A 26000-nucleotide genomic window follows, 5' to 3' on the forward strand; every position below is an offset into this window, starting at 1 on the left:
GTACCGCCCGCATGATCTTCCGTGTAACTGACGCGCCGGGTATATATCCTTTATCATTCGCGGCTTCTCCGATCGTCTTCCGGCTGACACCGGATTCCTTCGCAAACTCCACCGTATTAATTCCATTCTTATCGAGCCACTTTCCGAAACTACTCCGCGGCTTACCCAGTCCGAACATCCTAACGCCTCCCGTTTCAATTACGTTTAGCATCAGTTTTGACCGCGAAGAGAAAAAATATACGCATCATGCGAAAAAAATGTTACATATCGGACAACCCTAGCTGCGTAAGCTCTTAGTAAGACGTCAGCGCGACGTACTTACCTTTAAGGAGGCGGTCGACAATGACCATCGAATTAGCCGTTTATCTATCGAGAGAGGGACGTCTAGCCCTCGAAATGCTACTCAAGGAGGCGCGGCTGTGAGCGGGAACAACGAAACGCCCTATCGCCCAACCGTAAGATACGCGTCGGTTTACAAGGATTACGTTAACCAGTTATTTCACGCGACGACGCTAGACCGATCGCAACTTATCCGGGCTGCTTTATTCACCGCGGCTCACTCGCCGGAGTTTCGAAAGCAAGTCGAGGCTTACGCAAAGGTAGACGTCCCAGTCCCCCGCCCTACTTGGAGCCTTACGGATACCGCGTTATGGCTGGAACAGAGCCCGCAGCCGAAAGAAGAGGGGAGGGACGTCATAGATGCGAGTAATCATCGAGGGACAGGAGATAATCGTACCGCCGCCGAAGGAGATCGGGCGCAAGAAGCCGATACAAAGAAGGGACGCGTTAGGTCGATTTTCCGCGGAGGACTCACGCTTAAACTATGAAGTTACTAGCCGCGAGATTAAGTTAAAGAAGGAAAGCGGCACATACGGAACCTACGATGTCAGGACCCGTTGGCTGACCGATGAACAGTGGATCCTTCTATCTGTTTTTATGTTATTAGTAGTCTATGCTTATTTAAAATTTTAATTATTCAACCCTTACTTACTTGACCGCGCCTTCTTTCTCTGCGTATAATAACGTCAAAGACAGGCGGAAGTGCAACGGTCGTGCGCTATGGATTCGCCACAATCGACGGATAAAATAGGCGTAGTGCCTAACGGGAGAAGGAACGGGTATTTCAACGACTCAAAATCGTGTTCCTCTGGAGTGCCGGTTCGACCCCGGCCACCGGTATCAAAGAACGTACAAGATGGCGGCTTTTAGCGCAAGCTAAGGGTCGCTTTTTTGCTTTTAATAATTCGTTAGATGGTCGTATGCTTACCGTCTCTCATTTAAACAGAATGGAGAGTCGTTTTTTTGTCGTCTAGGAGAAAAAATGTTTTAAACGGTCATGAGCTCGATATCGTCGAACAAACGTTGATCAGCACAATTATTTTGTTTGATAAAGCGATGGATTTATTTATAGCGGACGCCAAACGGAAAGCGTTGAAAACTAAGCAAGATGTTCTTTTTAAGTACCAAAACATATCAAAAAGAAGAACTTTGGCATCTTCAAGGGGGAATTAATCGCAATTTTTGATATTGTTTATCTGAAAATGGGAATTGATCTTGTTTAGCGTATATATGGTCATTATAATAGTTTGAAAGGGGAGATAAACATGAATAATGGTGCATCATTGAGCAATGTAATTACACGGGAATGGTGAATTTGATAACGAGCTAATTGAAAAAAAATTCAAGCTGTCTTAATAATATCTATGTGGCTATGGGTTATTATTGTGTTCATGCGCAATATGACAAAGGTGGTTTATCATAAAAGAAGAACGATTACATCTTTCCAAACACTATCAAACTCACAAAAATGCTTGAATACAACAACTGCTTGTTTATGATTCTTGAATTGAAAAAGTGTAACTATGACGCTACTAACGAATTGGAATACTATATATTAAACAAATGGGTTGCTACTAAGTTCAAAAAGGAGAATGCACATGCATATGTATGAGCGAACAGAAGACATGAGAGCACCAGGAATGAAAAATATCTACAAGAAGACCTCGGCCATGGATTTAATTAAAAGGGAGTATGACTTCGAATATTCAATGATCAATAAAGAAACTGAACAACTGGTTCGAGACATTGTGTATGTGACTCAAAGATATTGGGAGATATAAATACTGATGAGAAATAGACCGATTTGGCTTGTCGTTATAGGTATATTATTTATGTTCCTTCTTTATTTAGGATATAACATTGCGGAAACAGTTATAAGAAGTTCTGAAAGCGGTAGCAATTATGACTCGAGTGCTGAATTTGAACAAGACAATGAAATGAAGCCTGAAGTTACCGACATTGAAATAAACTTCAAGGAAACGAACAATGAAAATTTAAAAGAATTGTTCCCTGATGTTATGACTTCTCGTGAAATGGAAGAAACGATACATTTCATGACGCATGGTTTGGTTCATGCCGAACAGAAATGGGGCGAGGTTGAAATAACCGAAGATCGGATTGAACGGTTGCTATACGTCGCTGAACGCAATGCTGATACATATAAACACGGTAATCAATACGTTGAAATGCTAAAACGTTGGAATGATGGTGATTTCTCAAAAGCAGTTCGAGATCACAATTTCATTTGGGATTTATGGGGCGGTACGGTTGGAAAGGCAACAAGATTATTGACTCCCGGTGAAATTGAAAAATATAACGAAACCCATTTTAAGTAAGAAGAAATTTTTTTGAAATGCTCTGTTGAGAGCTAATTTAGCTTCTCTTGTGATATTGACATACTTATATCGTGAGCAGTTGTAATAATGGAAGCGAAACCTAAGGTCAACTATATGAATTGCAATAGGAGAGCCTAAACATATTCTTTATGCTTATGAGGAGACTGAGATCTATGTCAATCAATCGGTTGAATTTGTAGAGAATGGTGTGAAATCTAGTTTTCACGTTCTTTGCATAGAAAATTTACGTGTGTTCCCTCAAGTAGAGAAGAAACTAAAAGCTTTATTAACAGATGAAGAACTGAAGACGGTACATCATATAAACAATTTTGATTTTTACCTTTCAAGTAGTAGCTACCATCCTCCTGCAATTCTGGAGTACTTTAATAATACTGTGCAGCATTTCGTGCAAAATAAGATCCCTTTCCGGTCATGGGCTCATGTGGAGTGGAATACGTTGAAAGAGCCTTATCGTCTAATTGAAGATTCTGAAAACGAAGTTGATAAAGCCGTTCATGAAATTTCCTTTACCCTTATTTGAGCATTAATGCTAACGCACTTAAAAGATACTTTATTAAGAACGCATCCTTATATTTATATTGACGATATTGTATACCAGACTGATCACGATAAGATTTCGCCCGCGATTTTAAACAGGCATTAAACATTGATGAACACAGTAATTCATATTACTGTATAAATACACTTACTGACTTATCTCATGCCTTATTTAAACTAAATGAAATGAAGCAAGCGAATGAAGCTTTAAAAAAAGTAAAAGTTGGTTTAACTTTTTACAATGACAAAGAATTTACTGCTAGATGTAAGTATATTGAGGGGCTATTTGTTCATAATGATTGGAAAATGGTAGATGATGCAATGACAGAACTCTCAAATTACGGGATGTACTTTGAAGTGTGCGAACTCGCAGAAGAAATGGTTTTAATTTGCGGAAATTCAGGCGATAATAAAAGTGCAAATAAGTATTATAAAATCGCTTACCAAGGTAATACGGAGTATGGTTTATGGAGTAATGCCGACAAGAGTTTTAGTGAAAAACAAGTTAACGTATACTAAGTTGTTCAGTTAGCTTTAATTGAAAAAGCAACTGTGACTCCGGAAGGGGAGGTAAACAACAAAGGCTATGTTGCAGCGATTGATTATTGGACAGCATTTGATTGGTATGTGAATCATAATGAGTTTTATCAAACCATGGGAATGCTTCACATGGATCGAAAAACGAAAAAACCTCTTTTTAATCGATTTGTTGAAATCATAAGCGCTTAATTCATATCTCAAATGGCATGGGCACGCTGGAAATGAAAGCGTCAGAAGTGGTTGATTTTTCTTATTTCAAACAAGGACGATTGCGCCAATATTCATTTACTGACTATAGAGATTTACGTCCTTTCAACTATATGATTGTTGTTTTAAACAATTGGCATGGGATCGGAACCGTGGAAATTGAAATAAAGTCAAATGAGCAAACGACGATCTATCAAACGTATGAACTTGAAGAAAAATTGGTTATTCTATTGTGGAAGTTAAATCAAGAAGTACTAGCCCAAGCCAATCAATTTGATTATTAACCTAGACGATAACAAGAATTAGATGTACACCTTCTCTACGTTAGTAAAACAGGTCTTAAGAATAAAAACCGTCCATTTTATTATTAGATGGACGGTTTTTTAATGGCTATTATATGGTAGAATAACAAAAATGATCGTTTAGACTTTGAATGAGAATTATATTTAAATGTAAATTTTAAGTTAAAAAGAGATTGGTCAGAATAGCCTAATCCTATCTAATAAGAACAAGCGAAGTTAATCTATACACAAAATAAGTAGATAAAACTCTCTATGAGTTAATAAGTGAATCTTTAACCTGGAATCTACGTATACTGATTGAGTTTAGTTATAGAAGTTAAAAATGATTAATTGATTGAAGGGGGAATGTCAAATGGATTTCTATGTAAAGCAAAGAGTTTTTTCATTTAATGATCAATTTACTGTCTTTGATCATAATCAAGAGGCGGTCTATAACGTAGACGGCAAATTCTTTTCTCTTGGAAATCAGTTAGCAATCACTACAACGGATGGGCAACCAGTTTTACAAATCAAACAAAAGCTCTTTTCTTTTTTGCCTCGCTATACAATCTCAAATGATGAGAAGGAACTGTGTAGCGTAGCGAAAAAGATGACGTTTTTCCGAGCGAAATACGAGATTGAACCATTAAATTGGTCGATTGAGGGGAGTTTATTTGACCATCATTATAGAGTTATGGAAGGTCAGACAGAAATTATGGCTGTTGAAAAACAATGGCTTAGTTGGGGGGATACATACCATTTGACAATTCATGATGACAGACATCAAACAATTGGCGTCGCATTAATGATTGTTCTCGATATGGTGCATCACCAATCAAAGAATAATGGGAATTAATAAGGATGTATCAATTAGGTGGCAATTAGGAAGTTCGTTTTTTAAACATAACAATCTTTTAAATAGCCTCAGATAATTAATTGAAATAACGTTGATAGATGAAAGCCCCTTCCATTATTTAAGTTCATGGAAGGGGTTCATTCTTATTCAATATGGAAACCACAAATTTGCTTTGACTGGTCAACAATGATGAGAACGGCAATATCGCCGGTTTCGAAGGAGCTGGTTAGTACAACGGTTTCTGTGCTCTCTTTTAGCTCTAGTGTACGTTCGTACTTATAGCTAATATATGAACCGAGTGAGTTTACTAATCCGGACCAAGTGACTTCTAGTTCTTCAGGACTTATCTCTGCTGCTGTTTCCTCGTTTAAAGGGACCAGGCTGCATAAAAGTCTTCTTCGATTAGTTTGTCCATCATATTTTTGGCGACACCAATCGGACTCTCTCTTTCTTGATCTTCTTCACCGTCTACAGATTCAGTTGCCATACAACATGCGAGAAAGAGGAGCATAAATAAAATGAAGGCTCGTGTTTTTTTCAGTTTATTATTCATTCCTTCCTTTCTCGTGACAAGAGCCAATTACTAAGGTCTTGAATCACTTTTTTCTCAACCTTTCCAGGGATTAAGTATTCATCTAGTGTCCCTTGTCCAGGACCCTCATAATGGATAAACATGTGATTCAGTCCTGGGTACAGTTTCGTTTCTGCATCCGGATGATGGCGCAGAGCCTCTGACCAACTTAAAAAATCTTCGCTGGCTGTTACTTGGAAATCATCTTCACCTTGCATGATTAGAATCGGTTTATGTGTATTTTCTAAAAAAGAGTGGTCATCAAAAGCCTCTAAATCTTTAAAATACTTTGCGGGCATCCCGAAGAGAATATCGCTATCTTCTAGTTCGTCTAAATTTTCGCTTTTTATAAAATCTGCCATGGCATCATTCATTTCTTCATCAGTAAGATGACCAATCTCATGAAAGTAAATATTTTGATCTTGAATAATATCAGGTAATGAGCGCAAGGAGCCAGCAAGGGAAACCATACCAGCAAAAATGTCACTTTGGGCAAGTGCTCGAGGGGCGACCATTCCCCCTAAACTGTGGCCAACTAGATAAACGGAAGAGATGCGCTCATCTTGATCAAGCAGACTGCCAGCAGCAATGGCATCTTCAATCGTCTCCTCATGAATTGTGACTGAGGCATCAAAAGATTCTGGATAAATGAGTGACCGTTTATCATAACGTAGCACAGCAATACCGTTTTCTGCTAATCCCCAGGCGAGATCTTTATAGGGTTTATAAGCGTACGCTGTCCCATCTCGATCACTCGGTCCTGATCCATGAACAATGACTATTGCAGGGAAGGGGGAGTCTACTTTAGTAGGAAGAGTAAGCATTCCTTCGAGTTCGAAGGGGCCTCCTTCGCCAATAATGACAGGTTCCTCTACAATCGAATCAGGGAGTAAGTCTCCTATTTCAAAAGAAAGTGCAATTAATTCTGTTTTTTCGTTAAAGATCATTCGTGATTCTGCGTGGCCATTTGAAAAAGAGAGCTGAGTTTCGACAACAGTATTGCCACTGCCTCCATCGCTTTCTAGATAATCTGCCGCACCAGCAAATGCTCCAAGTGCAAGTGTGAGTTCTTCCCATAGGTCGGATAATTGAGGGATAGAGAGATTTTCTTTAAGTTCTTCGGAAAAGTAATCTTCATATACGGTTTCGAATTCGCTATTCGAAAGAAGCATTAATAATTCTTCGTTTGTCTCGTTTATTAGTGGTTTTTCATGCGAACAAGCTGTAGTACCAATTAAAAGTAACAAGATGGACGCAAGAATTGCTTTCATCTCTACGCTCCTTTCAATCCCATAAATGGATATCTAGCTTTCTTCTACGATTAAGTATACACCAAGTTTCATAGATTAAAAAAAGCCTCTTTTAGAAAGAGGCTAGTCATTAAGAGCAATGTTTAATGTTTCGATGTTTTCATACATAAGTGAAAAATAATCGGCATTGTTTTCTTTATCTTCTTCAGTCAAAGCTTCGAGTGGGTGGATGAGAAGAGAGTCCGCATCAAGATGGTTCTGAACCACTTCTGCAACCCTAGGTGTAATATTAGGTTCAAAAACAACATGATTTAAGCCTAGGTCTTGGGCAAGTTCAACCGTTTTAATTAGTTCACTTTGGGAAGGTTCACTTGTTGGAGAAATGCCAGCAATACCAATTTGTTTAATACCGTAACGACTCTCCCAGTAACCATAACCAGCGTGAGAAACGATGAATGTGTCTAAAATTGACTCATCAGCAAGTTCTTGAAATGCTTGATCAAGTTCCTGGAATTCCTGTTCGAGTGATTCAAAATTATCTATGAAGTACGCTTCCTGCTCTGGCATTAATTGTGTAAGCGTGTCACGAATGGATGCGGCAATTTCAATCGAACGAATCGGATCAAGCCATACATGAGGGTCTTCATCACCGTGGCTATGTCCATCGTGGTCATCAATTGTAAGTGTTATAACGTCACTTTGGGCTACTTCTTCACCGTGCAGAATCGCTTTTACTTGATGACTTTCATTAACCACTCCAGTATATTCATTTGTACCTTCATGTTCGGTCAGTTCCCACTCGCCATCTCCATGCTTCGTATACCAAGACCAGTTGTTAGAATGAGTATCTTCTTCTGCATCAATCATTAATTCAACTGAGTCACCAGTATGATAGTGATCAGAGAGTCCTTCAATTAAGACATCTCCATTGCTTTCATGATCATGACTTGCATCATTATGTCCATGGTGTCCATGGTCATGATTGCTGTCGATTAAACTGGTTTGAGTAGCGCCTTCCAAAATATGAACGTCTTGATTTTTTATAGCGGAAACAATACTGGCCGCAAAAGCTTCAAAATTAGCGCCGTTATATATGAAAGCATCAGCTTCTGCAACTTCAATCATTTCCTGTGGAGTTGGCTCATATGTGTGGGCGTCAGCACCAACTGGAACGACTGTTGATACATGAACAAAATCACCACCAATTTTCTTGGTCCAATCCTCGTAAGGGAAAATGGATGTTTTAATTGTTAGCTGTTCTTTTGATGTATCATTGTTTGAGTCACTATCTCCACAAGCACTTAAGAAAGCAATGGAGGAGAGGCTTGCAATTAAAAATGTATATGATTTCATACTAAACTCCTTGTTTCGTTTTATTAACCATGGATTATTGTATCGTAATCATTCTGATTTGTGAATAGGTTTCTTTATAATTAATCGGCTTGTAATTAGTAATAGATGGTTTGACTATTATACGAATTATTGCTAAGAAGAGAGACGACTAGTTAAAATGAATAAGAATAGTAGGGGGGATCATTTGATGATTAACGCAATTGCTCACCGGGGGTATGCTGCAAAATATCCAGAAAATACACATGCTGCATTTGCGGCAGCAATTGAACTTCGTTTTGCAGTAATTGAACTAGATGTACACTTAAGCTTCGACGGGATACCGGTTGTTATTCACGACTTTAAGGTGGATCGAGTAACGGATGGAAAAGGGAATGTAGACCAATTTACTGTAGCAGAATTAAAAAAATTAAAGGTGTGTGGGTCGGAGCGCATTCCAACATTGGCTGAAGTCTTCGCTTGGTTTGGTGGTCAAACGAGGTTTGCAATTGAATTAAAAAATGAAGGGAATCGTTATCCTGGTATTGAAGAAACGGTTTTAGACGTCATACAACAATTCCGTTTACTGAATGATGTGTATGTAAATTCCTTTAATCATCATACGATAGAACGAATGAGAGAATTATCTTCAAAAATTGAGTTAGGGTTTATAAAGCGACGTCCAACCGCAGCATTGTTTAAAAAGATGCATCAATTAAGAATAACTTCATTAGCGATGAACTATCGATTCTTTAGCAAACGTATAGTGAATCAATGTAAAAAAGAAGGGATTCAGCTAATAGTCTACGGAATGGATAAAGAGAGGCAAATGAAGCGGATGTTAACTTATCCTGATGTTCGTTGTACGGTAAAAGAACTTGAAACATTTATTCGTCTTTATAAGGAAAAAGAACAATATAGATAAGTAACGCTAATGTTAATGGATAACACAGAAAATTCAATAAAATAAAGCTCTATACGTTTATAAAATAGAAGGAACTCCTTCCATATGTTTTGGAAATTGAGGGAACGAATGAAGAGTTTAAAGAGCTTATCCGTTCACATATGTTATTCAACGAAGATATCGTTATGCCAGATCCGGAAATGCAGATGTGAATGGAGAATTTTGAGAATGAGCAAATGACTTACATACTGCAAATTAACAAAGAAACCTTTCATCAGGAAATTGTGTCAATGAATGTTGTTGCGGCTTCTGAAGATGGGGACATGTCAATGGAGATTGTGATGGCGTTTGATTGTGTCTATTCCATATATGATGAAATAAAAGATATTAATGTCCCTAGTGAGGCAATTGACGAAGCCAGGGCTTTAGTGTAAAAAGCTAAAAAACCCGTCTTGACGAACGGGTTTTTAGCTGCAGTGATTACTCTTTATCTGTAGTTGTAACAGTGACGGGAGAGTACTCTGCAATAACGGTTTGTCCATGAACTGAAACGCTGCCATCAGGCGTTAAGTCTTTTTCAGTCATAATTCCAAGGGCGATTGTAAATTGATTTAACTTAAGAGGTATGTTTTGCTCGCGACGAATCTCTTGACCGTTCACATAAAAAACAGCTTCATCTTTTACACGGCTATACGTAATTTTGTATGAGTTAAACTCACGTGGCTTAAAATGATTAGTTGCTTCTTTAAATAAGCAAAAATACTTTGTTTGATCTGTGTCGGGTACATTTACACCAGGAAACGGCAAAATACCATATACAGAAGCGTATTGGTCGTCATTGGCAAAAAAGTCAAGTGCTGCACCTGTAGTAAAGTCCAATAAATTTAAGGAAACATAGCCATCGTATAAGTCACCTGGAATCGTGTCTTTTGTACGGGCGCGAATGTCAAGCTCAATTTCTATTTCACCATCTTTTGGTATTTCTACCGGCTCAGCTGAATAGTACATGTGTTTTGCGTTATCTAGTATTTGGATTGAGTCATGCTGATTGGATAAAGGAGCGCGGACATAAAGAATGCCATTTCGAACGATAACAACAGCATTTGGTTCACGATAGCTCCAGAATGATCCGTCTTGTAATGGAAAACCACCAATCTTCCATGTATCTGTGCTCGAAATAATTGAATCGAAATTGCCTAATACTTTTTTCATGATCGATTACTCCTTTTTTTAAAAGATTCCTTGGATAACTAAGCATAAAATCAAAATAAGACCAGTTCTTATTGTTGCTTTTAACGAAGCACCCATTAATACCCCGTACTTAGTTGCTTCATTTGTATCTTCTAAAGAGTTGTATACGTTTACTAGTGGAACCACTGTAATGAGTGCAATAATGGTATACAATGGATAAGGTTCAAAGAGCGAAAGGATTACTATAGATAGATAAGCAGATGCAGTTAATAGTTTCGAAAATACTAAACCGCGTTTTTCTCCCCATAATACAACAAGTGTACGTTTGCCTGCTTCTTTATCCGCCTGCCAGTGCAAGAAATGGTGATTATATAAAATCAATGTTGTCAGTAGCCCGATTGGAATTGAGGCAAGAAAAGAGTGGAATGAAAGGGATGTTGTCATCACAAAGTACGTACCCATGACCGGCAAGACACCGAACGCTAGAAAGATGGCTAACTCACTATATCCTTTACCACGGTAGCCAAATTTAAGGGGAGGAGCGACATAAAAATAGGCAATTAACCCTCCTACCAATGCAAATAACAATAATTCCAAACCGCGAATAAATGCTAAAGCTAAGCCGGAAACAAATGCAATTGCTAAAAAGAACCATGTAACGCGTGCAAAGTGTTTTTCTGATACGGCGCCACTTGGCAATAAACCTGAATTTGTTGATATCGCATGGTCTGATTGACTCGCCTTTTCATCTACACCATTACGGAAGTCCCACAAATCATTAATCATATTAGAAAATAAATGAGCGCTTGTTGCCCCGAGTAAAGTTAGGAAAAACAAGCCTATATGAAAAGAGTTATCCCAAGCAAATGCAGCAGCACTTCCAAGTAGTACCGGTAATATCATGACAGGAAGTACTTGAGATCTAGCTGCTTTTAACCAAAAAGAAACTTGCTTCACTAATTGTTCACCTCCAACGTACAATCTTTCCTTTATGACTATACACTCTCATAGATAAATTCTCAATTATTCGGGTTCATTTACTGCACTTTGGAAAATGTTTCACATGTGATATGCTTAAAGAGATAAAGTGAAAACGAATTCAAAGAAAGAAGGCTCTTTATGGAACCACATGACCTTGTTATTGTTCGTAAAAAAAGTCCGTTACTCTTGAAAATAGGGAAGTTAATTATGGCTATTATTGGTCTTCTTGGTGTAGTGGCGGGGATAGCGCTCGCTGCTACTGGACAGGGAACGATGATTCAAGCATTTCTAATCTTGACTGTTGCGATCATTAGTTTAGGAATTTCTCTTTTACGAGTGCAAACCGTCACATGTCCTCATTGTGAAGCGGAAGCAACAATCCATACATTAACAGTTGATTTTGAGTGCCGCCGTTGTTTAAAGCCAACTGCAATAAAATGGAAGAAGTGATAGCTAATGCATTGCATTAGCTATTTTTGTTTATCGAATAGTTTGATTATCATTTTCTTTAAAAAATCCCTTTCTATTTAATAAAACATTATTTATAATGAATCCATTAGCAAAAACGAATATTGTCTTTTCACTCGTATAATAGCGGTAATACGGTCCGCGAGTTTCTACCAGACTGCCAATAATGGTCTGACTACGAGTGGTCTTTCTTTACGTGTTTTTATGAATGCGGCAAAGCCGAAAGATCACTCGATTATTCGAGTGATCTTTCGGCTTTTTATAATTGAAGGGAGAATGGAAATGGAATTATTAAAACAAGCTATTAGCGAACGTGGAACTGTCTTATCATCTGGTGTTTTAAAAGTAGACCAATTTTTGAATCATCAAGTAGATACAACGTTAATGTCGGCTATTGGTGAGGAATTTGCACGTTTGTTTAAAAATGAAAACATCACAAAAATCATCACGATTGAGTCATCAGGAATTGCTCCAAGTTTTATGTGTGCACATGTACTTGAAACACCGCTCATTTTTGCGCGCAAGAAAAAGTCAGTTACTATGAATGTCGATAATGTCTATTCAAGTCGTGTGTATTCATTTACTAAGAAAGAATATTCCGAAGTGACTGTTTCGAAGGATTTGATCACAACGGGGGACCGTGTATTAATCATAGATGATTTCTTAGCTAATGGACAAGCTGCAACAGGCTTGGCAGACATTGTTGAAAAAGCTGGAGCAACGGTTATTGGTATTGGTATTGTCATTGAGAAGTCATTTCAAGATGGAAGAGCTTTATTGGAAGAAAAAGGGTATCGAATTGAATCATTGGCCCGTATCGCATCATTAGAAGATCAGACAGTCCGTTTTATCAACGAAGCTGTTATACAAAATAACTAGCAGAGGATGGGATATTAAGAATGGACGTTCATTACCCTTTATTTAAAAAGCAAGATATTGATGCTTTCTTTGCATTGTTTCAGAACAATTTGGCTAATTTTGTTGTCATCACTGTTACCTTGCTTGGAATGGGCTTTTCAACTGAGATTGTTTTTGGTCGCGTTATACCAGGTGTCGCTGTAGCAGTCATTGTCGGTAATCTTTATTATGCTCATATGGCGAAGCGTTTGGCAAAGAAAGAAAACCGCTCAGATGTTACAGCTTTATCCTACGGGGTATCAACACCTGTTATGTTTGTTTTTCTATTTGGTGTTACAGCACCAGCACTGGCGTTAACAAATGACCATGAACTTGCATGGAAAATTGCTGTTGCCGCTGCTTTTCTATCGGGGCTAGTAGAAGCACTTGTTGCGTTTTTTGGAAATTGGGTCAGAAAACATACACCAAGACCTGCATTACTCGGAGCTTTGGCAGGTGTGGCCTTTACTTTTGTAGCTGGGGAAATGTTGTTCTCTGTTTTTGAAGTGCCGATTATCGGTTTAATTGCGTTAGCTATTATTTTAGTAGGGTTTGTTGCAAAAGTCGGTTTACCATTTAAGATTCCAGCATCTCTTTTAGCGATTATCGCAGGTGTCGTATTAGCCTTTGCACTAGGTTATCAAACGAGTGAAGATTTAACACAGGCACTTGAGAGTGTAGGATTTTATCCATTTTTACCAACATTAGCAGCCTTCGAAGGTATGTCTTATTTATTTGGAGCACTTATAGGATTATTAGGTATTTTAATTCCAATTACAATTTATAATGCGATTGAAACGATGAATAATGTTGACGCGATGTCAGCTGCCGGTGATTCATATGACGTTCGAGAATGCCAGGCGGTTGATGGCATTGGCGCGATGATTGGTGCCTGTTTTGGAGGAATGTTTCCAACTACAGTTTATATTGCTACTGTAGGTGCAAAACAAATGGAAGCAGGACGGGGGTACAGCGTATTAAATGCAGTTGTTTTTGCGCTTGCGTCTGTAACAGGACTGATTGCGGCGTTCTCTGCGTTAATTCCAATGGCGGCAATTGCTCCAATATTGGTTTTTGTGGGGATGTCAATGATATCAAGTACATTTGCAAACAATGAAAGAAAATACTATCCAGCTATTGCACTTGCAATGTTGCCGTATATCGCTAATTACATGATGACTCGTTTTAATAACAATGCCCCAGACGTTGTTGCTGGTATTTCAGAGGGAATTGTTCCGCTTGGTCAAGGTGCGATGTTTACAGCAATTATTATCGGAGCTATAACTGTGTTTTTAATTGACAAAGATTTCTACAAAGCAGCTATCTTTTCAGTAATTGGTGCAGTGCTTGCTTTCTTTGGTTTTATGCATGCTCCATCACTTGCAATTAATGCAGCCTTTGATTTTACGATAGGGTATTTACTTATTGCTGTGTTCTTTGTTTATACTGGTTTTAGGGAAAAAGGGCAAGCTGTTTCTACTGAAAAAGAGCAAACCCAAAAAGTTGCTTAATCTAAACTGCATTCGAGTAATGACTACTATAATTCCTTCGATGAGAATAGAAAAAAGCTGGAGTGCTCTCCAGCTTTTTTTGTTATTCGTTTAGTTTCTTCCAAACATCCCACTGACCGGAATTATTTGGGTTCTCACCTTGAGTCCACCATTTTGCTTCAAAGAGTTGTCCTTCGTGCAAGACACGATCACCAGCAGTGTAAATTGTTTCTGCTTTCCACTCATCAGGTCCTTCTGGTATATGTTCCGGATCAATTATTTTTTTCCAAACATCCCACTGGCCAGAATCATTTGGATTCTCGCCTTGAGTCCACCATTTCGCTTCAAAGAGCTGTCCATCGTGCAAGACACGGTCACCCGCAGTATAGATCGTTTTTGCGTGCCATTCTTGTGGCCCTTCAGGTATCTCTTCGCATTCAGCTATCTTCTGCCAAACATCCCACGTGCCAGAATCATTTGGATTTTCACCTTGAGTCCACCACTGTGCTTCAAAGAATACACCATCATGCTCTACGCGATCGCCAGCAGTGTATATATCGTTGCTATTCCAAGATTCATATACACAAATAGGTGGTTCTGGTTCTCCAGGTTCCCCAGGCACTTCAGGCTCCTCAATAAATGCATAATCACTAGGGCTTCTCATCCCTGGAGTACCAAAGTAGGCTTCTAAAGAACCGGTAATTCTGACATAGCTACCAAGATTATCAGGGTTATTAACAAGGTTTAATCCGTTACGTACAGGTGTTTGATTAACAAGCTGTACAGGTAACATCTTTGTTCGGTCCGTTTCATTTGGATCATCGGCGATTAATAGATTAGAAGGAGCGTGAACACCTTCGCCAATAATTGGCTGGTTATTATTAATTGAACCTACGATATAACCTATTACCGGATGTACCCCAGAATTATTTGCAAGAGCCTGAGCGACAGTAAGGGTTCCAGAAGGTTCTTCAATATCGCGTCCTTCAATGGTAATGCGGCTTCCTTCTACATAATTAATTGGTTCAGTTTGTGCCGAGACATAATCGACAACACTCTGCCAAACAGGACCAATCGCATCATCCATTACAGTGCCTAAATTGTAAAAGGCTGCCCCGTGCATATAGTCATTGTAGGCGACAGTATAAGTGGTCGACTCGTCGATTGGCTCACCGTTCTCAAGTAAGATGACTACGTCTGCAAAGCCAGAGTCGGCTGGGATAAGCGTATAAGTTAAACCTGAAGTCTGTAAATCAACGCCGTTTCTATAATTGGCTTGGTCAAGAATAACCTCTTTAATTCGCTTACCAGTCGTTTCGACCATTACAATTGTATTTCCAAATGAGTCAAGTGATTCAATTTGCCGATCTGTAATTTCTCCTGGAGGAATTTCACCTGTCACTGAGGATCCATTTAAGAGGGCAAAATCACTGTTTGTTTTTTCACGTAAAGCATCTGTATATAAATTACCAATACCTACGTCTTGCTTTAGTTTATTTATTGAATACAGACCTGTATTTGTAGAACCAATTATTTCCCCTGGATTAGGAGCAGTTGGGTCTACCTTTAGAGAGATACGACCTTCAGAAGTATAGTCAAGAGCTTGTCCGTTTTCTGTTAATGAGAGGGCATATTGCTCCATTGCAGCGGTCATTAGTCCAACGGTTTCTTGCAATACTTCGCCATCAAAATTATAGCCAGATCCACCGGTACCAATATAATCGGCAACTGCAACTTTATAAGTTGCTTCTGGATCAATTACTTCACCTGCGACGGTTAGATTCGAATCAAGATAACTTCCAGTCATACCGGTTATAATTTCATAGTGTAAACCAGACGTTTGCAAATCAATTTGATTGCGGTTGTCTCTTGAGTAAGAGAAGGCTATTACTTCCTCAATTGCTTCTCCAGTCATTTCAATAACCATAATCTCATTCGCAAAGGGTTCTATTTTGTAAATATCGTTTAACGTAACATCTCCGGCAGGGATGCTATCTCGTAACCCACCATTGTTTGTTAATGCAATATCTGCATCTGCAAAGTCGCGCATCGCATCAGTCCAAAAATTGCCCAAGGGTGCATCACTTGTATATCGTCCATCACGAGTTAATCCAGTGTTGCTATAGCCAACGACTTTCCCTAACACATCTTCCATTTCTTCCTTATAGCCGTCTATTACAGCTTGTACAGCTTCGTCAACATCTGTTAATGATGAAACAGATGTTAATTGACCTGCGACACTTGTAACTTCTGCTGCTTCATCATCATATAAGAGTTCTAGCTCTCCAATATTTCGAAGGTTCGAACCTGTTTGAGCAATAGGTGTTCCATTTACAATTACTGGTTGATTAAGAGTTGTGTGGGAATGTGCCCCAATAATTAAATCAAAATAATCAACGGACTCTGCCAAGCGGCGATCTTGATCATACCCAATGTGAGTAAGTGCAATAATAACGTCAGCTTCTGCTTCAAGCTCATCTTGATAAGCGAGTGCTGTAGCAACGTAATCAGTGTCAAATTCCATTCCAACTACATTTGCTGGGGCAGTCGCAGGTGGAGCTTGTGTTATACCAAGCAAAGCAACGGAAAGCCCATTAACGTCAATAATTGTATAGGGATCTGGATTTGTTACATCTGTATCGAGTGTGTCTACATTGGCACCAAGCCAAGGAAAAGATGAATCCTCGATGTTCTCTTGTAAATAGCGTTGTCCATAGTCGAATTCATGATTACCAATCGTGAAAGCATCAAGTCCTGCTAAATTAAAAACATCAATCATAGGTTTACCATAATTCAAATCAACTACGGGATTGCCACTGGCAAAATCTCCAGCATCTAGGTAAAGAACATGTTCTTCTGCCTCACGTTGTTGATGAATGTATGCAGATACTTTCCCAAAATCATCAAAGGTAGCGTGAATATCATTGGTGTGAAAAATGTTTAATGTGCGTTCACTTGCATGAGCAAGAGGAGAAAAAACAAACAATGCAACAAGGGTGAATAAGAGTGGATACAACATCTTCTTTGTCATGTTCATTAGCGATATGATTCCTCCTAAATTAAAGTAGAAAAAACTCCTTTCATAGTCTACTAGAATCATACCAAAAGAATTAGTAGAAAGTTGTCGAATGATCAAAGGTTTTGTAAAGATTATGATAAATCATGAAAAGGGACTAGGTCGTTTGAATTGTTTATTTAGGAGAATTACGGAAGAGGTTATCCTTTACTTAGGAGTGAAAGAGAAAAGACCCTTTTATTTAAAAGGGCCTCCAAATTAACTAGCTGTATCTTTTAATGCAGTAAGAATTTCATTTGAGCGACTTGAGATAGTGGATGTGCTAACACCGTATTTTGTCGCCAATGCTTTTTGTGTCGCGGATACCGGTGCAAACTCTTGTAGTGCATACTCGATAGCAGCGGCAAAAACCTCTGGCTTACGAATAGTGGGCTGCTGTCCTGTGGCAAACGCTTGCCACTTCTGCAATGCAAGTATCTCGATTTCCGGCGGTTGCTGATCGTCGCGTAACCCCTTAAGTAAACATTCAGCCGTTTCTTTTTGCAAATCATTATCCCAGTTAAACTGATCAACTGTAATGGCTTCGTGGTTATCTTCAGCAAGTAATGCAGAAAGAAGTTGTGGCCATTTTTTAATGTAATGAGCTGTATTTGTTTGTGCATGATTAAATGAAGCAATTGTTTCCTTCATCTTATCCGTTTTTTCTGGAATATTACTAATGACAGGTCCAATAAAAGCATAATGGTTTTCTGATTGAGCAGGGAAACCAATAATTGTAGAACCAACTTGAACGGTTTCTTGATGATCTTTAGGGATATTATGTGTATAGCGGTCGCCTGATAATAAATCAATGCTCGTACAAACAAGTTCTTCAACTTGTTCTACTTCAAGAACAGCAGGACGCGTGCCTTTCCATGTTTGCACAATTTCAATCGTTTTTGGACGTTTTAACTTCTTCACTTTGCTTTCAATAAACACATCAAAGATGGTTGACTCTTCTTCATCTATTGGTTTATGGAAAATGAGCCATACGAGCAACATGCTCGATAGTGTTTCGGTTACACTTTCTTCAACATCAGGATATACATGGTGATAGCTTTGAACCCAGTTTGTCAATTCTTTTTGATAACGAGTAAATGCATTATACAGCATTTCAGTTTCCAATTGACTAAGTTCATCAGATACAACAGCAGGCTGTTGGTCGGCATTGTTCATACAGCACTTTTTATATTTTCGGCCGCTGCCACAATGGCATGGATCGTTTCGTTTAAGCATATTTGTTCCTCCTTACGAATCAACTTTTCTATTTTAACAGATTCTGAGGAGAAAAACAGTTGTTTATCATTTGTTTAGATCGGATAAAGACTGCTAAGGAGGCGATTTTATGCGCGCGTTATTCTTGAATTGCTCTTTAAAGCAATCAAAGGAAGGCCACTCATTTTATTACTACAAGGTCGCAGGGTAGTTGTCACTGGTAATGAAGATGGGGCAAAACATACAATTGCTTTATTATTTTTTGGATTAAGCTACATAGGAATTACCGTTGCCCTAGAAAGTTGTGCATACTGGTTAGGAGAGGACGGACCTGGACCGTCTTTTATGGAAGCAGCGCGGACTTCGGCGATAAGAGCAAGTGCAACTGGGAACATCATTAGCGCGGTAGCTGCATTGGAAATAAACATGGTTAATAAGCCTGTCGCTAACATAATCCCGAGAATGATTTTATGACTGTCAGTTCCAATAAAATCAATGTTTGATAACACTATGCGCCTATGCAAATTCCATTTTTCTATCGCAATCGCAAGAATAAAACCGCCCATATACATAAAAATAACTGGTTCTGCGTATGAGCTAGAAACAACGTCAACAGGAGCCCTGCCAAAAAGAGGAATAAAAACGAGCGGAATTAGTGAGGCCGCTGCCATGGGAATGGAACCCAATATGTACCTACTAGTGCTATAGGTGAAATAACAAATCGTCCTTCGTATCCGATCATATCATTTGGGATTAGGAGAAAAGCGAGTAATGCGAGTATTGGGCTAAGTTTAAGTCCAATTACATTTGTCCGCGTATAAGAAACCGCATTCGACATATTTCCACCTACTTTTCTTATAATTATTTTACTTTACTGCATTTTGTCGAATTTGAAAATGAAAGCGCAATCTTTATTTTTTTGTTTTGACAGACATTCTGTTGCATGCTAAAGTAGTGGAAATACTCACACATATGGAAACACTCTTTATAAAGAGAAGCGGAGGGACTGGCCCATTGAAGCTTCAGCAACCATTCATTTGAAAAGGTGCTAAATCCAGCAAAGGGAACTTTGGAAGATAAGGGGTAAGCAGCAGATGTTGCATACAAAGCCCTTTTTTCTTAGAAAAAAGGGCTTTTCTACATGTGAATAGTACAGCCAGGTGCAGCTTTAGCTGCAAAAGAGGGGAACTTGGTGCAAATCCAAGACGGTCCCGCCACTGTAACACGAGAATTGATATCGTGAAGTCAGATTACCCGCCTGGTTGTTCTGCTTGGCTCTACGTGGATCTAGAGAGGAGCGGAAATGATGCCTTTAGAGATGCTGTGTTTATCACGCATGCTTATTTTGGTATATTTTCCGGTTCCCTTTCTTACAAGAGGGAATTTTTTTATGTTGAGTACATCAATTAAAGGGGTGGAGAGCATGTCAAAAACAAAAAGTTCATCATTAGGGTATCCTCGAATCGGTAAGGAGCGAGAATGGAAGCGAAGTTTAGAATCGTTCTGGTCAGGTAAAACAACAATTGACCATTTTCAAAAAGAACAAAAACAATTACGGTTATCGTATTTGAATACGCAAAAAACATTGGGTATTGATTACATTCCGGTTGGCGATTTTAGCTATTATGATCATGTACTTGACACAGCCGTTGCATTTGGTCTTGTCCCGTCTCGTTTTGAATATGAGGGGGGGCAAGTAAGCGATGAAACTTATTTTGCAATTGCGAGAGGCACAGATTCTGCAGTAGCTGCAGAAATGACAAAATGGTATAACACAAACTATCACTATATTGTACCTGAATTAAATGCGCGAGAACCGAAACTTGTCGATAACCGCTGGCTTCGTCTTTATGAGGAAGCAAAATCAGAACTCGGAATTGATGGTAAACCGGTACTTCTTGGACCGATTAGTTTTGTTCAATTAGCAAAACAATACGGGGAGAAAGATTTTAGTCAACATGTAGCATCTTTAGTTCCACTTTATGTAGAAGTATTCAACCAGTTAGCTGAAGCGGGAGCAACACTCATTCAAGTTGATGAACCTGGATTAGCGGGTGATGTATCAGAGGAGGTTTGGACTGTATTAGAGCGCGTTTATCAAACGTTTGCGCAGGCAGCTCCTAAAGCCAATGTATTGTTGCAAACATATTTTGAGAGTGTCTCCGATTACGATCGATTAATTAAGCTTCCAGTTTCGGGATTTGGTCTCGATTTTGTACATGGAAAAGAAGATGTAGTAAACAATATTAAAAAGCAAGGTTTTCCAGCAGGGAAAATTCTGGCGGCAGGAATAATTGACGGTAGAAACATTTGGCGGAAGGATTTAACAAAAGCTTATGCAGATTTAGAGACAATCACGGAATTTGTGGAAGCGGACCGACTAATCGTGCAACCTTCTTGTAGTTTGCTTCATGTTCCAGTATCGGTTGAAGTAGAATCGACTTTGCCAAAAGTGCTAAAAGAAGCAATCGCTTTTGCAAATGAAAAACTAACTGAAGTTGTAACACTTGCGAACGTTAAAAATAGTGAAATAGATGCAAATATACTAATAGAAAGCAAACAGGCGATTGAACGATTGGATCAGTCAGAAAGTCGAAATAACAAGGCAGTTCAAAAGGAATTGGCTGTAAGTAAAACTGAAGATACGAGCAGAGGCATAGACGCGCAAACTCGTTATGAAAAACAAACAAAAAAACTTCAATTGCCATTATTGCCAACAACGACAATAGGGAGTTTTCCACAAACGAAAGAAGTACGAAAAAAGCGACTTGATTGGAGAAAAGAACGTATTTCAAATAGCGAATATGAGGAATTTATTCAAGATGAAATGGACCGGTGGATTGCTATACAAGAAGATATCGGACTTGATGTTCTGGTGCATGGCGAATTCGAGCGAACCGATATGGTCGAATTTTTTGGAGAAAAGCTAGGTGGATTCCAGTTCACCGCAAATGGTTGGGTTCAGTCTTATGGATCTCGTTGCGTGAAGCCACCAGTTATATACGGAGACGTTCATTTCAAAGAGGCAATGACTGTTAAAGAAACTGTATATGCACAGTCAAAAACAACAAAGCCTGTTAAAGGGATGCTTACGGGTCCTGTAACAATTTATAATTGGTCGTTCCCACGGACTGACGTATCAGAAGCTGATGTCGTTAATCAAATTGCACTTGCATTAAAAAAAGAAGTGCTTGCGCTTGAGGAGAATGGCATTGGCGTCATTCAAGTAGATGAACCAGCATTAAGAGAAGGGTTGCCTCTTAAACGAGCGAAATGGGATGCCTATTTAAATCAATCTGTTATTGGTTTCCAGTTGACTGTTAACCATGTTCAGCCTGAAACACAAATCCATACGCATATGTGTTATTCTGATTTCCAAGATATCATTGAAGCGATTGATGCACTTGATGCAGATGTAATTTCAATTGAGATGTCCCGGAGCCATGGCGAATTGATTTCTTCGTTTGAAGATTTCACCTATGACAAAGGTATTGGCCTTGGTGTGTATGACATTCATAGTCCGCGTGTTCCTGCTCAAGAAGAAATGGAGCGCAACATCGAACGTGCATTACAAGTGCTTGACCAACGATTGTTTTGGGTTAACCCTGATTGTGGATTAAAAACGAGACAAGAGCCAGAAACTGTAGAAGCATTAAAAGTAATGGTACAAGCAGCAAATAAAGTAAGACAACAGATTGAAGTTAATAAATAAAAAACAGGAGGGGCTAGCCCCTCCTGTTTTTTAGGCATTTAAGTTTGTTGAATCGGTTGGCTTACTTGGTTTGGTCATACTCCTTGCGCCCTCAATTCCAAGAAATACGCACATTATGAACAGAATAAAGGAAGCGATCGCTAATAAATAATTTTCGGACATGAAATTTGTATACAACATGACGAGGAGAGCACTTGTTGTCACAATAAACATAAAGATCATAGGTATGATAACAAACAATGCTTTTGATTTTGTTTTTACTAGCCAAAGTGTAACTGCTAAAAGGGCGAGGGCACCTAACATTTGATTTGCTGCCCCAAACAAAGGCCATACAGTTTGCCATGTACCTGTTAATGCTAGTATTGCAGCACCAATTAGTCCGAGGACTGTTGCGATATGTTTATTGGTTAAAAATGAGACATTTGTGCTTTCTCCGAGTTCGGTAACTGCATAGCGCATAAGACGTGTAGCTGAATCAAGTGTGGTCATTAGAAAAGCAGATGCTGCAAGTGCTGTAAATGTAACACCAGCTTGGACAGGCATACCCCATGTACTCATAAAATAACCGATTCCTACGGAAAAGACACTAATAGGATCATTCAATTGAGTCATTAGAGCAGAAAATTCACCCATTGTAAGATATGCAACGGAACCTATTGCAATAATCGCTACAAATGCTTCAAATAGCATTGAGCCATAGGCAACCAATCGACCGCTTTTTTCATTTGCGAGTTGTTTTGACGTAGTACCGGATGATACTAATGAGTGAAAACCTGAAATGGCTCCACAGGCAATTGTAATAAATAATATTGGAAATAAAAAACCAAGTGTTTCATTATAAAAACCTGTAAATGCTGGCATTTCAATTGTTGGTCTTGCAATTAGCAACCCGAGAAAGGCTCCACCGATGAGGAAATAGAGCATAAATGAGTTTAAATAATCACGTGGTTGCAAGAGGAACCAAACTGGAAGTACGGACGCCAAGTAAGCATAAACAATTAATATTAGTGACCATGAAGTCGCACTTAATTCAATTGGAAAAGAGAGACCAATCCATATGGAGAGAGCCATAGCAACAGAACCTAAAGTTGTAGCTAATATAAGATTCATACGTACTTGATTTATAAGAATTCCAAATAATATTGCTACAGCAATAAAAAGCAATGATGCTGTAGCAGCACCAGGAAAAGAAACAAAGGTATTGGCAACTAAAATAACGAAAACTCCGACAATTAAAATCAATGTTGCAATCGAAAAAGATAGAAACATTAGCTGTCCTCGTCGCCCCATGTATTCCTTTATGACTTCTCCAATTGATTTTGCTTTATGCCGAACGGAAGCTTGTAAGGATGCATAGTCATGTGTACCACCCACAAAAATACTACCTATTATAATCCATAACACTGCAGGCAGCCAGCCAAAGACAATGGCGGCAATAGGACCAGTGATTGGCCCACCCCCAGCGATCGTTGTAAAATGGTGGCCAATTAATACTGGTGTTTTGGTTGGTATATATTCTTTTCCATCATAAAGCGTATGTGCAGGTGTAACTCTTGATCCATCAATTTTTAAACGCCTTTCTAAGTATTTTCCGTACGTAAAATAAGCAATGATTAATATTACCCCACAAATGAGCATCAGAGTGACAAAATTCATGAATTCACCTCGTTTTTAGATTTTAATGGTTCTATAAATGGTTGAATAAAAGGTCTCCCTTTTCGATTCATATGTATATCCATTGAGTCTAGGGAGAGTATACCAATGTAACGCTCGTACCAGCCATGAATCCCCCATTTAATGAATGATACTTTACGGGATCGTTTTGCTTTTTTGATTAAACTAGGGTTTGGGGTTTGTGTGACAAAGAACAGCCCAATATAGATAGATGACATATGAGATGGTGTAGTTGCACAGTGCCTGCAAATATACGCATCTAATTCTTGTTTGAATTGTTCGAATTCTGATTCTGTAGCTTGAGTTGTTTCATATAAGAAAAAATGTTGGTTATTTTCTACGCTCCAAATAGTGATATCTTTTGTCATCATATAACGTTCATCTTTACGATAATAATGAGCGCTAAATCGTAAGGGTATACTACCGAGATCGTCTTTTGTGTAGACATTAAATTGGTGTTTAAGTTTGTTCTCAAATGAACGTATAAATTGGTCAGCTCTCACGATAACACCTCCTTATTGGTGGGAGCGCTTACAACGCGTGTCTTTTATTATAATTGTTAGAAAATAATAGATCAATACTTTCTGTCCATTTACATCATAACAATGGCGTAAGGTGCACCGTTTTAAAATAAACAGATAGGGAATTAGATAGGAAACAAACAAAGAAAGTGGAGTGATTTGAAGTGAATTTGTATATTAACGGTAAATGGATTGGGGATAAACTGGATAGATTTGAAGTGACTAATCCCGCGACAGGAGAAGTAGTAGACACAGTGCCAAAAGGGGGAAAAAGTGATGCTGAAGTCGCAGTGACAGCAGCTCAAGAGGCGTTACCAGGTTGGTCAGCACTATCAGCATATGAACGAAGTGAAAAATTAGAAGCGTGGTTCCGCTTAATAGAAGAACATACAGAAGAGTTGGCTCAAACGATGACGAAAGAACAAGGTAAATCAATTAATGAGTCAAGGGGAGAGATTGGGTACGCAAATTCATTTATCAAGTGGTATGCAGAAGAAGGAAAGCGAGCTTATGGAGAGACAATACCCGCCGCTTCTGCTAATAAGAGAATGTATGTGATTAAACAACCAGTTGGTGTTGTAGCAGCTATTACTCCATGGAATTTTCCAGCTGCGATGATTACGAGAAAAGTAGCACCAGCTCTTGCTGTTGGTTGTACAACAGTGATTAAACCTGCTTCGCAAACACCACTTACTGCGTTAAAGCTAGCTGAACTTGCAGAACAAGCAGAAATTCCAAAAGGGGTTATTAATGTTGTTGTTGGATCAACGAGTGAAATTTCAAAAGCTTGGCAAGACGATAAACGTGTACGCAAACTGACGTTTACAGGCTCCACAGAGGTGGGCAGAAAGTTAATGAGTGGAGCGGCCGATACGGTGAAAAAGATCTCATTAGAATTAGGGGGGCATGCGCCAGTACTTGTTTTTAAAGACGCTGACATTGATCGGGCTGTAGAAGATACGATTGCCTCTAAATTTCGTAACGGAGGACAAACCTGTGTATGTGCAAACCGAATCTACGTTCACGAGTCCATTGTCGACGAGTTCACAAAGAAAATGAAAACAGCTGTGAAAGAGTTAAAAGTTGGTAATGGATTAGAAGAAGATACAGATATCGGACCAATGATTGATGAAGATGCAGTCGAGAAAGTAGTTGCTCATATTAATGATGCAAAAGAAAAAGGGGCAGAGGTTATAACTGGTGGAACAAGTAGAAATGGTTTGTTCTTAACGCCAACGGTTCTAGCCAATGTAACCGATGAAATGGCCTGTATGACAGAGGAAACGTTTGGTCCCCTAGCTCCAATTACAACATTTAAAACGGAAGAAGAAGTGATTGAGCGTGCAAATGACACAATTTTTGGGTTAGCAGCCTATGTGTTCACGAAGGATATCAATCAAGCCCTTAGAGTGACAGAAAAACTTGAATATGGAATCGTTGGTTTAAATGATGGTGGACCATCAGCAGCTCAAGCTCCTTTTGGTGGTTTTAAACAAAGTGGAATTGGCAGAGAGGGCGGAAAAGCAGGTTTGGAGGAGTTTCTTGAAAGCAAATACGTTTCTTTTAAATTATAAAAAAAGAATCGCGTCTTTAAAAGGCGCGATTTTTTTATAGACAAGAAAATG

General features: G+C 38.9%; 25 protein-coding genes and 3 riboswitches. Of the genes, 13 read left to right on the forward strand and 12 right to left on the reverse strand.

Annotated features, from left to right (window positions below; translation table 11 throughout):
* Positions 1–2126: 2126 nt before the first annotated feature.
* The 6 genes from BK584_RS00360 to BK584_RS00380 all read left to right on the forward strand — a co-directional run bounded on the left by BK584_RS00360 (position 2127) and on the right by BK584_RS00380 (position 5117).
* The gene (locus tag BK584_RS00360; protein WP_078390744.1) at positions 2127–2675 is read left to right on the forward strand and encodes a DUF6241 domain-containing protein; all 549 of its coding nucleotides are present in this window, start codon (positions 2127–2129) and stop codon (positions 2673–2675) included.
* A 142-nt stretch (positions 2676–2817) separates the two neighbouring features.
* Positions 2818–3216: an MEDS domain-containing protein gene (locus tag BK584_RS00365; RefSeq protein WP_281255778.1), complete on the forward strand. Its 399-nt coding sequence runs from the start codon at positions 2818–2820 to the stop codon at positions 3214–3216.
* Between the two features lie 203 nt (positions 3217–3419).
* Entirely contained in the window at positions 3420–3752 is a 333-nt protein-coding gene (locus BK584_RS00370) for a hypothetical protein (RefSeq protein ID WP_078390746.1), read from the forward strand.
* A gap of 33 nt (positions 3753–3785) precedes the next feature.
* A complete protein-coding gene (locus BK584_RS24385) occupies positions 3786–3962 on the forward strand; it encodes a hypothetical protein (protein ID WP_169870944.1) in 177 nt (58 codons plus the stop codon).
* A gap of 32 nt (positions 3963–3994) precedes the next feature.
* Positions 3995–4264 carry a hypothetical protein gene (locus BK584_RS00375; RefSeq protein ID WP_078390747.1) on the forward strand — a complete coding sequence of 90 codons (270 nt, stop codon included), beginning with the start codon at positions 3995–3997 and terminating at the stop codon, positions 4262–4264.
* Positions 4265–4634: 370 nt separating this feature from the next.
* Complete coding sequence (locus BK584_RS00380; protein ID WP_078390748.1) at positions 4635–5117, forward strand: LURP-one-related/scramblase family protein; 483 nt, start codon at positions 4635–4637, stop codon at positions 5115–5117.
* Positions 5118–5260: 143 nt separating this feature from the next.
* On the opposite strand, the gene BK584_RS25470 is transcribed toward BK584_RS00380, so the two are convergent.
* The 4 genes from BK584_RS25470 to BK584_RS00400 form a co-directional block, all read right to left on the reverse strand.
* The gene (locus BK584_RS25470) at positions 5261–5497 is read right to left on the reverse strand and encodes a DUF3887 domain-containing protein (protein ID WP_078395299.1); all 237 of its coding nucleotides are present in this window, start codon (positions 5495–5497) and stop codon (positions 5261–5263) included.
* The gene (locus BK584_RS00390) at positions 5485–5670 is read right to left on the reverse strand and encodes a hypothetical protein (RefSeq protein WP_078390749.1); all 186 of its coding nucleotides are present in this window, start codon (positions 5668–5670) and stop codon (positions 5485–5487) included. Before BK584_RS00390 ends, BK584_RS25470 begins: the two co-directional genes overlap by 13 nt.
* On the reverse strand, positions 5667–6959 hold the full coding sequence (locus BK584_RS00395) for an alpha/beta hydrolase (RefSeq protein ID WP_078390750.1): 1293 nt from the start codon (positions 6957–6959) through the stop codon (positions 5667–5669). Before BK584_RS00395 ends, BK584_RS00390 begins: the two co-directional genes overlap by 4 nt.
* Positions 6960–7061: 102 nt before the next feature.
* Positions 7062–8291: a metal ABC transporter solute-binding protein, Zn/Mn family gene (locus BK584_RS00400; protein ID WP_078390751.1), complete on the reverse strand. Its 1230-nt coding sequence runs from the start codon at positions 8289–8291 to the stop codon at positions 7062–7064.
* Positions 8292–8478: 187 nt separating this feature from the next.
* Here BK584_RS00400 and BK584_RS00405 point away from each other — a divergent pair, with 187 nt between their 5' ends.
* Together BK584_RS00405 and BK584_RS00410 are read left to right on the forward strand one after the other, a co-directional pair.
* The gene (locus BK584_RS00405; protein ID WP_169870946.1) at positions 8479–9192 is read left to right on the forward strand and encodes a glycerophosphodiester phosphodiesterase; all 714 of its coding nucleotides are present in this window, start codon (positions 8479–8481) and stop codon (positions 9190–9192) included.
* Positions 9193–9383: 191 nt separating this feature from the next.
* Positions 9384–9605: a DUF6612 family protein gene (locus BK584_RS00410; RefSeq protein ID WP_078390753.1), complete on the forward strand. Its 222-nt coding sequence runs from the start codon at positions 9384–9386 to the stop codon at positions 9603–9605.
* 46 nt (positions 9606–9651) lie between these two features.
* On the opposite strand, the gene BK584_RS00415 is transcribed toward BK584_RS00410, so the two are convergent.
* The gene (locus BK584_RS00415; RefSeq protein WP_078390754.1) at positions 9652–10383 is read right to left on the reverse strand and encodes a DUF6081 family protein; all 732 of its coding nucleotides are present in this window, start codon (positions 10381–10383) and stop codon (positions 9652–9654) included.
* An 18-nt stretch (positions 10384–10401) separates the two neighbouring features.
* Positions 10402–11319 carry a prenyltransferase gene (locus BK584_RS00420; protein ID WP_139365582.1) on the reverse strand — a complete coding sequence of 306 codons (918 nt, stop codon included), beginning with the start codon at positions 11317–11319 and terminating at the stop codon, positions 10402–10404.
* Between the two features lie 162 nt (positions 11320–11481).
* On the opposite strand from BK584_RS00420, the gene BK584_RS00425 reads away from it, so the two are divergent.
* From BK584_RS00425 to BK584_RS00435, 3 genes are all read left to right on the forward strand, one after another.
* Positions 11482–11793 carry a hypothetical protein gene (locus BK584_RS00425; protein ID WP_078390755.1) on the forward strand — a complete coding sequence of 104 codons (312 nt, stop codon included), beginning with the start codon at positions 11482–11484 and terminating at the stop codon, positions 11791–11793.
* 114 nt (positions 11794–11907) lie between these two features.
* Positions 11908–12009: riboswitch (purine riboswitch) on the forward strand.
* Between the two features lie 84 nt (positions 12010–12093).
* The gene (locus BK584_RS00430) at positions 12094–12690 is read left to right on the forward strand and encodes a xanthine phosphoribosyltransferase (RefSeq protein ID WP_078395303.1); all 597 of its coding nucleotides are present in this window, start codon (positions 12094–12096) and stop codon (positions 12688–12690) included.
* Positions 12691–12710: 20 nt separating this feature from the next.
* Positions 12711–14219 (forward strand): SulP family inorganic anion transporter, encoded by a 1509-nt coding sequence (locus BK584_RS00435; RefSeq protein ID WP_078390756.1) that lies wholly within the window; start codon positions 12711–12713, stop codon positions 14217–14219.
* 82 nt (positions 14220–14301) lie between these two features.
* Here BK584_RS00435 and BK584_RS00440 read toward each other — a convergent pair whose 3' ends face one another.
* The 4 genes from BK584_RS00440 to BK584_RS24055 form a co-directional block, all read right to left on the reverse strand.
* On the reverse strand, positions 14302–17235 hold the full coding sequence (locus tag BK584_RS00440) for a 5'-nucleotidase C-terminal domain-containing protein (protein WP_078390757.1): 2934 nt from the start codon (positions 17233–17235) through the stop codon (positions 14302–14304).
* 237 nt (positions 17236–17472) lie between these two features.
* Positions 17473–18489: an SEC-C metal-binding domain-containing protein gene (locus BK584_RS00445; RefSeq protein ID WP_078390758.1), complete on the reverse strand. Its 1017-nt coding sequence runs from the start codon at positions 18487–18489 to the stop codon at positions 17473–17475.
* Between the two features lie 251 nt (positions 18490–18740).
* Positions 18741–19139, reverse strand: coding sequence for an SLC13 family permease (locus BK584_RS00450; protein WP_139365583.1), 399 nt, complete (start codon positions 19137–19139; stop codon positions 18741–18743).
* Positions 19121–19306 (reverse strand): hypothetical protein, encoded by a 186-nt coding sequence (locus BK584_RS24055; protein WP_139365584.1) that lies wholly within the window; start codon positions 19304–19306, stop codon positions 19121–19123. The genes BK584_RS00450 and BK584_RS24055 overlap by 19 nt, the downstream gene beginning before the upstream one ends.
* Before the next feature lie 144 nt (positions 19307–19450).
* Positions 19451–19551: riboswitch (SAM riboswitch) on the forward strand.
* Positions 19552–19609: 58 nt separating this feature from the next.
* A riboswitch (cobalamin riboswitch) is annotated at positions 19610–19744 on the forward strand.
* 147 nt (positions 19745–19891) lie between these two features.
* Between BK584_RS24055 and metE the strand changes: the two genes are divergently transcribed.
* The gene (metE, locus tag BK584_RS00455) at positions 19892–22180 is read left to right on the forward strand and encodes a 5-methyltetrahydropteroyltriglutamate--homocysteine S-methyltransferase (RefSeq protein ID WP_078395306.1); all 2289 of its coding nucleotides are present in this window, start codon (positions 19892–19894) and stop codon (positions 22178–22180) included.
* 30 nt (positions 22181–22210) lie between these two features.
* Here the strand turns inward: metE and BK584_RS00460 are convergent, their stop codons facing one another.
* Both BK584_RS00460 and BK584_RS00465 read right to left on the reverse strand, forming a co-directional pair.
* Positions 22211–23836, reverse strand: a complete 1626-nt coding sequence (locus BK584_RS00460; protein WP_078390760.1) for a carbon starvation CstA family protein — start codon at positions 23834–23836, stop codon at positions 22211–22213.
* Positions 23833–24357 carry a DUF8052 family protein gene (locus BK584_RS00465; protein ID WP_078390761.1) on the reverse strand — a complete coding sequence of 175 codons (525 nt, stop codon included), beginning with the start codon at positions 24355–24357 and terminating at the stop codon, positions 23833–23835. Before BK584_RS00465 ends, BK584_RS00460 begins: the two co-directional genes overlap by 4 nt.
* Positions 24358–24539: 182 nt before the next feature.
* Between BK584_RS00465 and BK584_RS00470 the strand changes: the two genes are divergently transcribed.
* Positions 24540–25949 carry an NAD-dependent succinate-semialdehyde dehydrogenase gene (locus tag BK584_RS00470; protein WP_078390762.1) on the forward strand — a complete coding sequence of 470 codons (1410 nt, stop codon included), beginning with the start codon at positions 24540–24542 and terminating at the stop codon, positions 25947–25949.
* Positions 25950–26000: the final 51 nt, after the last annotated feature.

The organism is Shouchella patagoniensis, assembly GCF_002019705.1.
Taxonomy (GTDB): Bacteria; Bacillota; Bacilli; order Bacillales; family Bacillaceae_D; genus Shouchella; species Shouchella patagoniensis.

Bases quoted from the DNA above. Each gene is read 5' to 3' on its own strand.
- BK584_RS00360 (WP_078390744.1), top strand. From the start codon at position 2,127: ATGAGAAATAGACCGATTTGGCTTGTCGTTATAGGTATATTATTTATG.
- BK584_RS00370 (WP_078390746.1), top strand. From the start codon at position 3,420: ATGAAGCAAGCGAATGAAGCTTTAAAAAAAGTAAAAGTTGGTTTAACT.
- BK584_RS00375 (WP_078390747.1), top strand. From the start codon at position 3,995: ATGAAAGCGTCAGAAGTGGTTGATTTTTCTTATTTCAAACAAGGACGA.
- BK584_RS00380 (WP_078390748.1), top strand. From the start codon at position 4,635: ATGGATTTCTATGTAAAGCAAAGAGTTTTTTCATTTAATGATCAATTT.
- BK584_RS00390 (WP_078390749.1), bottom strand. From the start codon at position 5,670: ATGAATAATAAACTGAAAAAAACACGAGCCTTCATTTTATTTATGCTC.
- BK584_RS00395 (WP_078390750.1), bottom strand. From the start codon at position 6,959: ATGAAAGCAATTCTTGCGTCCATCTTGTTACTTTTAATTGGTACTACA.
- BK584_RS00400 (WP_078390751.1), bottom strand. From the start codon at position 8,291: ATGAAATCATATACATTTTTAATTGCAAGCCTCTCCTCCATTGCTTTC.
- BK584_RS00405 (WP_169870946.1), top strand. From the start codon at position 8,479: ATGATTAACGCAATTGCTCACCGGGGGTATGCTGCAAAATATCCAGAA.
- BK584_RS00410 (WP_078390753.1), top strand. From the start codon at position 9,384: ATGGAGAATTTTGAGAATGAGCAAATGACTTACATACTGCAAATTAAC.
- BK584_RS00415 (WP_078390754.1), bottom strand. From the start codon at position 10,383: ATGAAAAAAGTATTAGGCAATTTCGATTCAATTATTTCGAGCACAGAT.
- BK584_RS00425 (WP_078390755.1), top strand. From the start codon at position 11,482: ATGGAACCACATGACCTTGTTATTGTTCGTAAAAAAAGTCCGTTACTC.
- BK584_RS00430 (WP_078395303.1), top strand. From the start codon at position 12,094: ATGGAATTATTAAAACAAGCTATTAGCGAACGTGGAACTGTCTTATCA.
- BK584_RS00435 (WP_078390756.1), top strand. From the start codon at position 12,711: ATGGACGTTCATTACCCTTTATTTAAAAAGCAAGATATTGATGCTTTC.
- BK584_RS00440 (WP_078390757.1), bottom strand. From the start codon at position 17,235: ATGAACATGACAAAGAAGATGTTGTATCCACTCTTATTCACCCTTGTT.
- BK584_RS00445 (WP_078390758.1), bottom strand. From the start codon at position 18,489: ATGCTTAAACGAAACGATCCATGCCATTGTGGCAGCGGCCGAAAATAT.
- BK584_RS00450 (WP_139365583.1), bottom strand. From the start codon at position 19,139: ATGGCAGCGGCCTCACTAATTCCGCTCGTTTTTATTCCTCTTTTTGGC.
- BK584_RS24055 (WP_139365584.1), bottom strand. From the start codon at position 19,306: ATGTCGAATGCGGTTTCTTATACGCGGACAAATGTAATTGGACTTAAA.
- metE (WP_078395306.1), top strand. From the start codon at position 19,892: ATGTCAAAAACAAAAAGTTCATCATTAGGGTATCCTCGAATCGGTAAG.
- BK584_RS00460 (WP_078390760.1), bottom strand. From the start codon at position 23,836: ATGAATTTTGTCACTCTGATGCTCATTTGTGGGGTAATATTAATCATT.